Source organism: Okibacterium fritillariae (assembly GCF_052783725.1).
The window spans coordinates 155,662-167,961 of the sequence record NZ_CP199917.1 but is presented as its reverse complement, the minus strand read 5'-3'; the positions used below and the strand labels follow the sequence as shown (position 1 = coordinate 167,961).

11 protein-coding genes are annotated in these 12,300 nt (G+C 69.1%); 3 read left to right on the top strand and 8 right to left on the bottom strand.

What is annotated here, in order from left to right; translation table 11 throughout:
* Positions 1-30 precede the first annotated feature (30 nt).
* Both ACUWEX_RS00770 and ACUWEX_RS00765 read left to right on the top strand, forming a co-directional pair.
* Entirely contained in the window at positions 31-750 is a 720-nt protein-coding gene (locus ACUWEX_RS00770) for a GAP family protein (protein WP_445996777.1), read from the top strand.
* Positions 751-818: 68 nt separating this feature from the next.
* On the top strand, positions 819-1,583 hold the full coding sequence (locus tag ACUWEX_RS00765; protein ID WP_445996776.1) for a mechanosensitive ion channel family protein: 765 nt from the start codon (positions 819-821) through the stop codon (positions 1,581-1,583).
* Here the strand turns inward: ACUWEX_RS00765 and ACUWEX_RS00760 are convergent.
* Positions 1,561-2,466 (bottom strand): EamA family transporter, encoded by a 906-nt coding sequence (locus tag ACUWEX_RS00760; protein ID WP_445996775.1) that lies wholly within the window; start codon positions 2,464-2,466, stop codon positions 1,561-1,563. The two genes, ACUWEX_RS00765 and ACUWEX_RS00760, sit on opposite strands and share 23 nt — an antisense overlap.
* A 68-nt stretch (positions 2,467-2,534) precedes the next feature.
* Here ACUWEX_RS00760 and ACUWEX_RS00755 point away from each other — a divergent pair, with 68 nt between their 5' ends.
* Positions 2,535-3,410 carry a LysR family transcriptional regulator gene (locus tag ACUWEX_RS00755; RefSeq protein WP_079726399.1) on the top strand — a complete coding sequence of 292 codons (876 nt, stop codon included), beginning with the start codon at positions 2,535-2,537 and terminating at the stop codon, positions 3,408-3,410.
* Positions 3,411-3,434: 24 nt separating this feature from the next.
* Here ACUWEX_RS00755 and ACUWEX_RS00750 read toward each other — a convergent pair whose 3' ends face one another.
* The 7 genes from ACUWEX_RS00750 to ACUWEX_RS00720 all read right to left on the bottom strand — a co-directional run bounded on the left by ACUWEX_RS00750 (position 3,435) and on the right by ACUWEX_RS00720 (position 12,280).
* A complete protein-coding gene (locus ACUWEX_RS00750; protein WP_445996774.1) occupies positions 3,435-5,009 on the bottom strand; it encodes an aldehyde dehydrogenase (NADP(+)) in 1,575 nt (524 codons plus the stop codon).
* Positions 5,000-6,142 carry a mandelate racemase/muconate lactonizing enzyme family protein gene (locus tag ACUWEX_RS00745; RefSeq protein ID WP_445996773.1) on the bottom strand — a complete coding sequence of 381 codons (1,143 nt, stop codon included), beginning with the start codon at positions 6,140-6,142 and terminating at the stop codon, positions 5,000-5,002. Before ACUWEX_RS00745 ends, ACUWEX_RS00750 begins: the two co-directional genes overlap by 10 nt.
* Positions 6,139-7,155, bottom strand: coding sequence for a dihydrodipicolinate synthase family protein (locus ACUWEX_RS00740; protein WP_445996772.1), 1,017 nt, complete (start codon positions 7,153-7,155; stop codon positions 6,139-6,141). The genes ACUWEX_RS00745 and ACUWEX_RS00740 overlap by 4 nt, the downstream gene beginning before the upstream one ends.
* Complete coding sequence (locus ACUWEX_RS00735) at positions 7,152-8,519, bottom strand: MFS transporter (protein ID WP_079726396.1); 1,368 nt, start codon at positions 8,517-8,519, stop codon at positions 7,152-7,154. Before ACUWEX_RS00735 ends, ACUWEX_RS00740 begins: the two co-directional genes overlap by 4 nt.
* A 138-nt stretch (positions 8,520-8,657) precedes the next feature.
* Complete coding sequence (locus tag ACUWEX_RS00730; RefSeq protein ID WP_079726395.1) at positions 8,658-9,296, bottom strand: GntR family transcriptional regulator; 639 nt, start codon at positions 9,294-9,296, stop codon at positions 8,658-8,660.
* A 98-nt stretch (positions 9,297-9,394) separates the two neighbouring features.
* Positions 9,395-9,856 carry a hypothetical protein gene (locus tag ACUWEX_RS00725; protein WP_445996771.1) on the bottom strand — a complete coding sequence of 154 codons (462 nt, stop codon included), beginning with the start codon at positions 9,854-9,856 and terminating at the stop codon, positions 9,395-9,397.
* An 837-nt stretch (positions 9,857-10,693) separates the two neighbouring features.
* Positions 10,694-12,280, bottom strand: coding sequence for a Na+/H+ antiporter (locus tag ACUWEX_RS00720; protein WP_445996770.1), 1,587 nt, complete (start codon positions 12,278-12,280; stop codon positions 10,694-10,696).
* Positions 12,281-12,300: the final 20 nt, after the last annotated feature.

The window sequence follows — 12,300 nt, the reverse complement described above, 5'->3', positions numbered from 1 at the left end:
ACACTGGGACCACCGACGGGAGGAGAGGGCATGGGCGACCTCGTTCTGTCGTTGCTGCCGCTGGCGCTCGGCATCGTCATGAGCCCGCTCGCCATCATGGCGCTCGTGGCCGTTCTGCTGTCCCGGCGGGCCCGCGTGACGGGCGTGTTCTTCGCGCTCGGGTGGGCGCTCGGAATCGCGATCGGGTTGGGGGCGAGCTATGCCGTTCTGGGGTTGTTCGACCTGCAGCCGCGCAGCACTCCGCCCGATTGGGTGTCGGCCGTGCGGCTCGTCTTCGCGCTCGTGCTGATACTGGGCGCCGTCTACATCTACAGAAAGGGCCACGCGCGGGCGGTCGCCATGGCCCATGCGCGCACGCCGACCGAGGTGACCGAGGCGGCGCCGCAGCTGCCCGGATGGCTGCGGTCGGTCGAGACCTTCACGCCCACCCGCAGCCTGCTGCTCGGCGTCGGCATTTTCGTGCTCAATCCCGTCGACCTGTCTTGCGCGATCATCGCCGCGCTCGATGTGCGCCTCGCGGGTTTTGGGGGTGCGACCGACGCACTCGTCCTGATCCTCTTCGGCGTCGTCGGCATCCTGCCGATCCTCATCCCCGTGCTGCTTCTGCTCGTGCGCGGTGAGCAGGCCACACCCGTGCTCGCGTCCATCCGCGGCTGGATCGCCTCGCATACGAGCGTGCTCAACGCGGCCCTCGTGCTCGTGATCGCGCTGCTGCAACTGCAGAAGGCGGTGTCGGCATTCCTGGCATAAGCGCAGCGACCCCGCCCGACTTCGGCCAGTTCTTCACGCCGACGAGCGTCAGCGGATGGGATCTCGGGTTGGCGGCGGGCAGCGTGCTCGTCGGGTGGATCCTGTCCATCTACGCGCGCAAGGGTGTGCTCGCGGCGCTTCGGCGACTGCAAGGAATCAGCGAAGGGGCGGCCATCCTCACGGCGCGCATCGTGCGTTACGCCGTGCTGCTCCTCGGCATCGGAACGGCGTTCGCCTTCCTCGGCGCCTCTATCCAACCGTTCCTCGCCGTGGGGCTCATCGTCGCGGCCGTCATCTTCCTCGCGCTGCGCGGCATCTCGGCCAACTTCGCCGCGGGCATCGTGCTGCAGACCCGCCACCCGCTCAAGGTGGGCGACGAGATCGAGGCGGGCGACTACATCGGCCGCGTGCGCGAACTCAACGGCCGCAGCGTCGTGATCACCACGCGCGACGGGTGCACCGTGCACGTGCCCAACTCGCTGCTGCTCGAGGAGCCGCTCGTCAACCACTCCGAGTTGGGCCGGCGGCGCTCCGAGGTGCAGGTGCGCTTTCGCTCGACGACACCGCTCGCGGCGGTCACGGATGTCGCGCTCACCGCACTGGGCACGGTGGCCGGGCTGCGGCCCGAGCATCCGCCCGCCGTCATCGTGCGCACGATCGAACCCGAACGCATCAGCCTCACCGTGCAGTTCTGGCACGCGCCCGCCGACGACGTCGCGGCAACGAGCCGGGTCGTCGCGGCCCTCGGCGCGGCACTGACCGACGCTGGTGTCGATGCCGTCGTGACCAGCGAGAAACCTGTCGAGCCACTCACACCGCCGCCGCCCCTCTAGAGCCGCGCACCGTCACCCAGACGTTCACGGCGACCACGATCGCGACACCCAGCCACTCGTGCGGCGCCGGAACCTGGGCGAGCACGACGAGGCCGGCCACGGCCGCCAGCACCGGGTTCACGCTCATGAACACGCCGAAGGCGGCAGCTGGCACGAAACGCAGAGCTAACAGGTCGAGGGCATAGGGCACGACGGTGCAGAGCAGTCCCGCAACGGCCGCGGCGAGCACGGCCGGCGCGGTGAAACGCCCCTGCACCGCGAAGATCGCGATTACCGGCAGAGACATCGCTGCCGCCACCGCGCTCGACGCGGCGGCGCCCTGCAAACCCTCCGTCCGCTGGCCGATCAGCCGACTCAGAAGAATGTACGAGGCCCAGCAAGCCCCCGCCAACAAACCGCTCGCGATGCCCCACACGTCGCTCGACGGGCCCGGCAGCACCAACACGTAGACGCCGATGAGTGCGGCGATGGCGGCACCGACATCGACGAGCCGGCGGGATGCGGCGAGCGCCACGCCCAGCGGTCCGAGGAACTCGAGCGTCACCGCCAGTCCCAGGCCGATGCGATCGACGGCCGTATAGAGGCTCAGGTTCATGACGACGAAGACTCCGCCGAGCACGATCACGGGCCACCACTGGCGCCGGGTGAAGCGGCGGAGCGGCGGCCGCACCGTCGTCATGAGCACGGCCGCGCCCACGAACTGCCGAACGGCGACGACACCGAGCGGCCCGATGGTGGCGAAGGCCCCGGCCCCGACCGCGGCACCAAATTGGTTGCTCGCGGCCGAGGCAATCATCATCGCCACGCCGGTGAGGCGGCGGGCCGGCGGAGCGGGTTGCTGAGCCGATTGCCGAGCGGGTTCTTGAGCGGGTTGATTCTCCACACAGGAAGACTGCCTCGGGTTTGGCGGCGAACGTAATGCGCGAGGACGCGCTGCCATACGCTGAGTGCATGGCTCTCGACATCCGCTCGCTGCGCGTTCTCGTGGCGTGCGACGACGCCGGAACGATCACGGATGCGGCCATAGCCGTCGGGCTCTCGCAGGCAGCCGCCTCGCGCACGATTGCGGCCCTCGAACGAGAGCTCGGCGCACAATTGCTCGTGCGTCGGCCGCGCGGAGTCGAGCTGACTACTCTCGGAACCGCCGTGGTCGCGCAGGCCCGCAAGGTGCTCTCCGAACTCGAGGCCGTGCGGACGCTGGCCGACGGGCACACGACTCCGCTGCGGGTCGGCTATGCCTGGGCCGCGTTCGGCGAGCATACGGATGAGCTGCGCCGCCGGTGGGGGGTCACGCATCCGGCCCGGCGCCTCGAACTCATGAACGTGAATTCGCGCACCGCGGGGCTGGCCGAGAACCTGGTCGACGTGGCCGTGCTGCGGGTCGAGGTAGACGACCGGTTCGAGACCGCGTCGATCGGCAGCGAGCGCCGGTTCGCGGCCGTGCCGTCGGGCGACCCGTTGGCCCGGCGCCGCACGCTCACGCTCGACGACCTCGTCGGCCACGTCGTCGTGGGCAACCCCGAATGGAGCACCACGACAGCGGCGCTCTGGCCCGAGGGTGCCGTCACCATGCGCCGCATCTGGGGCACCGAGGAGTGGCTCGACGAGATCGCCACGGGCGGGGCCGTCGGCACCACGGCGGAGGCGACCGTCGCGCGACACCCCCGCCGCGGCGTGACCTACCGTCCGCTCACGGGCGCGCCGCGCATTCCGGTGTCGCTCGCTTGGCGGAGGGGCGAGGCCGGGCCCGAGGTCGAGGCGCTGGTCGAGCTGGCGCGCGAGCTCTACGGCCCGGATGATGCCGACGGCCGCAGCAGCTCGCACTGAGGCGCTAGGCCGCCGCCGAGTCGCTCACGATCGGCCGAGAACCCCGTCGACCCGGCGCACGATGCCGAGAGGGTTGCCCTCGCGCAGTTCGGGCGGGAGTGCCGCCTCGGGCGCCGTCTGATAGGTGACGGGGCGCAGCCAGCGGCGGATGGCGGTCGCACCGACCGAGGTGTGCACCGACGTGGTCGAGGGGTAAGGGCCGCCGTGGTGCTGGGCCCACGAGACGGCAACGCCCGTCGGCCATCCACCGAAAAGGATGCGGCCGGCACGGGGTCGCAGCAGGGCCACCAGGTCGCCGATCTCCTCGCTCGGTTCGGCATGGATCGTGGCCGTCAGGCTGCCGTCGAGCGCCGTGAGGGCACGGGCGAGCTCGTCGTCGTCGGCATAACGCACGAGCAGCGTCGAGGGGCCGAAACTCTCCTCGAGCAGCGTGTCGGCGTGTGCGAGAACGGTCGACACATCCGCGCTCAGGATGACCGGGGCGACCTGTCCGTCGGCGCTCGCGCCTGCGTCAGCACCCGCGCCTGGAATCCCGACGTCCGAGCCGGCAATCGCCTCCTCCGCTGCGCCCGATTTCGCACTGGAGGATCCCGCCGAAGCGCCCGCCGAACCGCCGACCGCGACAGCGCCCGCGGCGAGCTGCTCGGCCGTGCGCCGGGCGAAGCCCTCGGCGATCGACGGCGTCAGCAGCGTCCAGGTCGTGTCGGGCAGCGACTGAGCGACCGCAGCGGCGAAGGCATCCGAAGCCCGTTCACCCCCGGGCACGAAGACGACACCCGGTTTGGTGCAGAACTGCCCGGCGCCCAGCGTGACCGATTCGGAGAGCCCGCGCGCAAGTTCCGCGCCGCGCTGGCGCAACGCGTCGGGCGTGACGACGACGGGGTTCAGGCTGCCCAACTCGCCATAGAACGGGATGGGCGAGGGGCGACGGGCCGCGATGTCGAACAACGCGCGGCCACCCGGAACAGACCCCGTGAAACCCACGGCGGCCGTGTCCGGATGCTCGACCAACAGGGGGCCCACATCGAAACCGCTGACGAGCGCGAACAGTCCGTCGGGGGCACCCGCCTCGGCAAGGGCCGCGGTGACCGTGCGAGCCGTGCGCTCCGACAGCTCGGGATGCCCGGGGTGCGCCTTCACGACCACCGCATTACCGGCCGCGAGCGCCGACGCCGTGTCGCCGCCCGCCACCGAGAACGCGAACGGAAAGTTCGAGGCCGAGAACACCGCGACCACGCCGAGCGGCACGAGCATGCGCCGCAGGTCGGGCACGGGCGGCGTGGCCGACGGGTCGGGGTGGTCGATCGTCGCCTCGAGATATGAACCCTCGTCGAGCACGCGGTCGAACAGCCGCAGCTGCGCGGTCGTGCGCGCGAGTTCGCCCGTCAGGCGGGCCTCGGGCAAGTGGCTCTCGCGAGCAGCGATCCGCACCAGCTCGGCGGCGTCGGCGTCGATCGCGTCGGCCGCCGCGACCAGCCAGCGCCGGCGCTCGACAGCGGGCACACCCTCGGCTACCCGCGCGGCCGCAACGGCGCGAGCCATGATCACGTCGAGTTCCGCGGCGGATGTCTCACCCACCTGTTCGCGTCCTACATCCATGCTGTCGATCCATCCGTCTTCGTCGGCACCACGCGCTGCCAGTGCACCCAGTCGTCCTCGACGAGCGCGCTTTCGTCGATCTCGATCCCCCAGCCGGGTCGGTCGGGCCGCAACTCGAGGTGCCCGTCGACGGGCTCATAGGGGTCGTGGCACCACGACACCGGGTCGGGCTTGAACTCGAGAATCCCGAAGTTCACGGTCGCCGCCGCGAAGTGCACATTGGCGGCGGTCGCCAGCGGCCCGAGCGGGTTGTGCGGCGACACGGGCACGTAGTGCGCCTCGGCGAGCGCCGCGATCTTCACCATCTGCGTGAGCCCGCCGACGACACAGATATCGGGCTGGATGATGTCGGCCCCCTGCGCCGTGAGCAGCGTCAGGAACTCGTTGGGCGAGTAGAGCGATTCCCCGGTGGCCAGCGGCACAGCCAGCTCCTGTCGAATGCGCGCCCACGCCGGAATGTACTCGGGACGAATCGGCTCCTCGAGGAACAGCGGCTCCGAGGGCGCCAACGCGGCCCCGAGCTCGACGGCCTGGCGCGGCTCCCACAGGCAGGCGTGCGCGTCGAACGCGAACTCCCACACATCCGGATGACCTGCCCGCACGCTCGCGAAATAGTCGCCCAATTCGCGCGCCGCCAGCCCGAAACGCGTGCGGTGGATGTCGCTGCGATACGGGCTGAGCTTGAACGCCGTGAACCCGTTCCGCTCGTTGAGGGCCGCCGTCTGGTCCTGCAGGTCGGGCAGGTCGGGCGCCGAATACAGGCCGGCGTAGACGCGCACGCGGTCGCGAACCGAACCGCCGAGCAGTCGGTAGACGGGCAGCCCGGCGGCCTTGCCCGCGATGTCCCAGAGCGCGTGGTCGATAGCCGCGATAGCCGCAAGACCCATGGCGCCCGGAGGGAAACGCGAGGACTGGAGTAGGTATTGGTTGATGAAGCTCGTGCGCGAGGCATCCATGCCCCTGATCTGGGCGAAGAGGTAGTCGAGCATGGGCGGGAACGCCAGGTCGGGGCCGTGGTTGTAGACCTCTGACCACCCCTCGAGCCCGCCGTCGGTCGTGATCTTGACGAGCACGCGCGGCCGGTTGCCCACGCGCTGCAGGAAGGTCTGCAGCCGGTCGATGCGCAGGCTCATGCGCGCACCCCCGTAAGGGCGGGCCAGGCGGCGATCGACCGGGCGACCTCGGCGGCCCCCTCGGTGGTCAGGGCCCGGCTCGGCGGCCGGACGCTGGGCAGGCAGAGACCCAGCTGATGCATGGCCTCCTTCACCACCGACACGTTGTCGGCCGAGCGGTTGCGCGCGCGCAGCTCCTCGAAGAGGCGGATGTCGCGCCACACATCGTTGGCCGCCTCGGCGTCGCCGCGGGCCAGGGCGTCGAACATGTCGAGCGAGACTCGGGGCGACACGTTCACGAGGCCGGACGTGAAGGCCCGGGCCCCGGCCGACCAGTAGGCGGGGGCGTAGGACTCGGCGAGACCCGCGATCCATAGCAGGTCGCCGCCCGCGTGGAAGCGGGTGGTGGCGAAGAAGGCCGGGTCGGGCACCGAGTACTTCAGCCCGATCACGTTGGGGGCGCGGTCGGCGAGGCTCGCGACATCCGCCCCCGTGATGAGCGTCGAACTCACGTAGGGCAGCACGCCCAGCTCGGGCACCGCCTGGGCGACCGTGGTCACGTAGTCGACCCAGCCGCCCGGCGACAGGTAGGGCAGCACGGGTTGGTGCACCATGATCGCGTGGGCGCCGGCGTCCCGCGCGAATCGGGCGTCCGAGACCGCGGTGTCGAGGTCGAAACCGACACCTGCGATGATGACCGTCTCGGGTTGTGCGGCGCCGATGACGACCGCGAGCACGTCTCGGCGTTCGCGCGGCGAGAGGGCATAGAACTCGCCCGTGTTGCCGTTCGGAGTGAGGGCCGTGACGCCGTTCTGCACGAGGCGTCGCGTGAGCGCGGCCGTGAGGTCGAGATCGACGGCGCCGTCTTCGTCATAGGGCACGACGGGGATGCCGATCACGGTGTTGAGGCGTCGTCGCAGGTCGGCGAGCTCGGGGTTGGCCGTCTCGTCGGCGGGTGTGCGGTCGGCGGCCGTGCGGTCGGCGGGCAGCGAGGCTCGAGCCGCGTTGCCGGGGTTGGCGTTCGTCAGGGTCATGCGTGGTTCTCCGTGTTCTCGGGTCGCAGCGCGGCGACCTCGTCGAGCGTCTTGACGGGTTTGATGCGCACCCAGAAGGCATAGATCGAGGCGCTGATCAGGCAACTCACGGCGGCGAAGATCATGGGGCCGACGTAGGAGTTGTTGCTGAAGGTGAGAAACAGTCCGATCGCGATGGGGCTGATCAGGTTTCCCACCTGCGAGCCGAAGTTCTGGAAGCCCGCGATCGAGCCCACCGTGTCGGGTGAGTCGGCGACCTCGCCGGGAAGGCTCAGGATGGCCGCACCCGCGAAGGAGTGAGCGGCACTCGACACCGTGAGCACGATCATGAGCACCAGGTTGCTGTCGATGAACGGGCTGAACCCGATGCACGCGCTCAGCACGAGACCCGAGATGATGGGCACCTTGCGCGCCACGTTGGTCGAGAGCCCCGCCGCCAGCATGCGGTCCGAGACGATGCCGCCCAGCACGGTGGCGCCGATGGCGATGATCGCCGGAATCGCACCCACGAGACCGAAGTCTTCTTCGCTGAAGTTGCGGTCGTTCAGAAGATAGCTCGGATACCAGGTGAGGAAGAACGCGCCGGCCAGCGAGCGGAAGATGTAACCGAACGTGAGCGCCCACACCTGGTTGTTCTTCAGCAGGTCGCGCCACGGCTTCTTCTCGCCCGACAGCTCCTGCTCGACCATCTCGCCCTGATCCGAGCGGATGTAATCGAGCTCCGCCTGCGACACGCGCGGGTGGGTCTCGGGGGACCGATAGACGGCCACCCAGCCGATGATCCACAGCACACCCACCGCGGCGATGAGCACGAAGGCGAACCGCCAGCCGAACGTGATCGCGAAGAACGTGACGAGCGGAACAGACACCGCGGTGCCGATCTGCTGCCCCATGTCGAACAGGCTCGAGGCGAAGGCGCGCTCCTTGCGCGGGAACCACTTCGAGACGACCTTCACGTTGGCGGGCTGCACGGGCGCCTCGCCGATGCCGAGCCCCAGGCGGAACACGATGACGCTTACGACGCCGGTCGAGAAGACGGTCAGAGCGGTCCAGATCGACCACCACCCGACCGCGATCGGATAGATCACGCGCGGGCCGAACTTGTCGAGCAGCCATCCCGAGGGAATCTGGAAGAGGGCGTAGGTCCAGAAGAAGGAGGAGAGGAGCAGACCCTGGATGGCGGGGCTGATCTCGAATTCCTTCGACATGAAGGGCAGGGCCACGCTGAGGGCGGCCCGGTCGAGGTAGGCGATGGCGAGGCCGAGGGCCGAGAATCCGACGATCGTCCAGCGCATATTGCTGCGCTGCGGGCGGGGCCGGGACGGCCGGTCGGTGGCCTGAGGCCGTGTGTCATGATGAAGCATCGTTGCTCCTAGCTAGTAACGGTGAGCGCTCCCGTCAGGGAACGTGGTGAAGGGGTGCGGCCCGCTTACTTGCCGGTGACCGGGCCGCATCCTGACGCGTGTGCGTGTGCGTGTGGTGCTGGTGTTCTGGGGCTGGCGCTACGGCTCCTCTCGGCTCTGCCGACGCGAGAAATCGTCGATATGCGCGGCCACGAGCGCGGCGGCTTCGTCGGCTCGGCCCGCCTCGGCGGCCTCGAGGATGCGCGCGTGCTCGTCGGCCTCTTTCTGCCACGAGGCCGTGCGCGCCCACGCCGACACCGAGACGAGCGCGATCTGGTCGCGCAGGTCGTCGAGCGTCTTCGTGAGGATCGGGTTGCCGCAGGCCGCGAAGAGGATGCGGTGGAAGTCGCGGTTGGCCGTGCTGCGCCCCGAGGCATCCGGTGCCGAAGCAGCCCGGTCGAGGGCAGCCCGTGCGGCTCCGACATCCACCCCGTTTCGGATGCTGCGGCGCACCGCCTCGGGCTCGATCAAGAGGCGCATGTCATAGATCGCCTCGACTTCGGCCTCGGTGAGCGAGCGCACGGAGGCGCCGGCGTAGGGGCGGATGACGACGAGTCCCGCGCCCTCGAGCGTCTTGAGCGCCTCGCGCACGGGCGTCTTCGACACCCCGAGTTCGACCGCCAGCTCGCTTTCGACGAGCGCGCGACCCGCTGGGAAATCGCCGTTCAGGATGCCGGAGCGCAAGAGTTCGAGCACGAACGTCGTTCGTGACGGGGGTGCCGCCGTGGGGAGCGCCATCGCTCACCGCCCTTCATCGGATCGTATATGAGATACGACCGTAGCAGGCGTGGCGGCGTAGGTCTACACCGTGCGTCTGGATTCCGGGGGCGGGTGAGTCAGCAGATGCCGACGAGCTGCTTGATCTGAGCCTCGCTCTGCTCCTGCAGATCGGCCAGCGCCTGCGGGTCGACCGACGTGCCATCGACGGCGTCGTTGGCCAGGGCGATCAGGTCGTCGACCGTGGACCGCAACCCCGCGATGGCGTCGGCCGTCTCGGATCCTTCGACGGCGGTGGCGCCGGCAGCCGCGAGGGTCGCGCGCGCGGTCTCGAGCGTGTTGAGGGCACCCGACGGGTCAACCTGGATCTGCGCGATCGCATCGGAGACGTTCGTCGACACCTGGTCGATGACACCCGACCCGATCGCACACGTGGCTTTGTCGACCTGCTCGGCGACGATGCCCTCGACGGTGGAGCACCCGGTCAGGGCACCGGCCGCCAGCATCCCGCCCGCCAGAGTGGCCGCCAGCCGAGGGCTGACACGAAAACGAGAAGGGCGCGGGTTCTGAACGAGCGTCATGCCCCCAAACCTAGAGCCCCCTCCTCGACAAACACTGTGCCCGCGGCCGCTCGCGCCACTCAGTCGGCGCGCAGCCAGCGCACTTTCGGCCACCTCAGCTACTCAATGAGAGCGGCCAAATACTCAGCGCGCCGGCCCTGAATACTCAACTTGCTGCACACGCCACTCAAATGATGCGTGCGGTCTTTACCGACCACCCCCCAGATGTCTTAATTCCAACATGAAAAATATCAGAAGACGAATCGTGATCGCGGCGATCGTATGTGGACTAACGCTGGCCTCAGCAACACCTGTCGCAGCGCGAGAATCCTTCTGGAGTCCTGCGGAGTATTGCAACTCTTCTTCGGGATGCATCGGCCAGCAGAACGGTAAGAACATCTACGCTCCAACGCCGAAGTTGAGCGCTCGCGAGCGCAATCTCCTCTTGCAGTGCAACCTCACCCTCGCAGGCGCACTGGTTGGGGGCGCCTCGCGTAGTTGGCAGGCAATCGGCGCAGCGATCTTCGGCGGTGCCGCCGGACTGTCTGGGCCCTGTCGCGATCTGTGGCGCTCGACAGCCAGGTTTCGATAGGAACAGGAGATCTACGATGTCAACCAAACTCGATTTGCCCGCAGTCCTGGCTGGTTCCGTTATCGGCACGACCAGCCTTGCTTACCTCCCAATCGCAGACGTCCCCTTAGTCGGAATAGCCGGGGTCGCCGGCGGGATCGCGCTCATCGCGCTCGGGATCAGAGGGCATTCAGGCCGCCGTCACAATTGAAGCGCCCAAGGCTCCTTGCTATGTTCCGTCCGGCCACGCGCGTCGCAACCTCTCGAGTGCCGACGATCGGTCTGCACTACTCCGCGTGCCCGCGGCCGACGATGCGCACCTCTTCGATGTCGAGGCGGTCCTGGATGTCGCGCAGCACGATGTCGTCGATGCGGCCCTCGTCGCGCAGCTGCACGACGGCCGCTCGTTTGCGTCCGATGAGGGCGAGGCGCAACTGGCTGTAGTGGTCGTGGCGGGCGAGCGTCTCGGTGCCCTCGGCCTCGTCAGGTTCGGCGCGCAGCACGTCGAGGTGGTCGGCGTATTCCGTGCGCAGGCGTTCGATCACGTCATCCGTCGCCCCGCTCTCTCGCCCGAGGTCGGGCAGAGCTTCGAGCGCCTTCTCGTTGGCGTAGACCTCGGCGAGCCGGCGCTCGGCGTCGACACCGGTGTCGGTCGGCAGGTTCGCCCAGCGCACGATGGCCGGCAGCAGCAGACCGGGGATGACCAGCAACACCACGATGACGCCCGTCGTGACGAAGACGATCATGTCGCGGTCGGGGAACGGTGCACCCGACGCGACCGTGCGCGGGACGGCCAGCGCGGCGGCCAGCGACACGGCACCGCGGAAACCCGACATGCCGCTGATCACGCTGGCGCCGTGCGTCTGTCGGCGGGCGCGCTGCGAGGGCCGGCGGTCGACGAGCCGGATGAGGTAGGCGCTGCCGAAGAGGAACGCGAACCGCACGGCCACGAGCAGCACCGACACGGCGCCGACCGCCAGAAGCCCGTCGCCGAGTTGAGACATGCTGAGGCCCCGCACAGCCGCCTGCACCTCGATGCCGACGAGCACGAAGAGGGAGGCGTTCAGCAGGAAGGTCGACAATCCCCAGAAGGACTCGGAGATTTGCCGGCTGTCGGCGCGACCCACGCGCGGCCCCGCCTGGCTCATGATGAGTCCCGCGACGACAACCGCCAGCACGCCCGATGCGCCGATCAGGTCGGCGACAAGGAAGGCCGCGAAGGGCGTGAGCACGATCACGATGTTCTCGGTGAGGGCATCCCCCGTGCGTCGGCGCAGCAGGATCACGATGCCGGCCACGAGCGCCCCGGCGAGAGCACCGCCGCCGTAGGAGAGAGCGAGTGATCCGGCGAGGTAGCCGGGCGACAACGTGATCTCGCCGACCGTCACCGCGACGGCGATCGAATAGAGCACGAGCGCGGTGCCGTCGTTGATGAGGCTCTCGGCACGCAAGAGTGTGACGTTGCGGCGCGGCAACGATTTGGTGAGCGCGGCGACGGCCGTGGCATCCGTGGGCGCGACGGCCGCACCGAGCACCCAGGCCGGACCCCACGCGAGCCCGAGCTGGTGGGCCACGACGGCGACCGCCGCGGCCGTGACGATCACGAGCAGCGTGGACATGAGCATGATGCCGCGCAGGTTTTTGCGAATCTCGCGCAGCGACGTGGTGATGCTCTCCCAGTAGAGCAGCGCCGGCAGGAAGAGGAGGAGCACGGCCTCGGGCGGCAACTGCACGCCGCGCAGCGCGGGGATGAAGCCGAGCAACACTCCACACACGAGCAGCAGAATGGGCGGGGCGACTCGGGCGCGGCGGGCCACGACGGTGCAGATCAAAATGGTGATGCCCAGGATGACGACCATCTCGAGTGCGAGCACGGTGGCACCTTTCTGCGAGG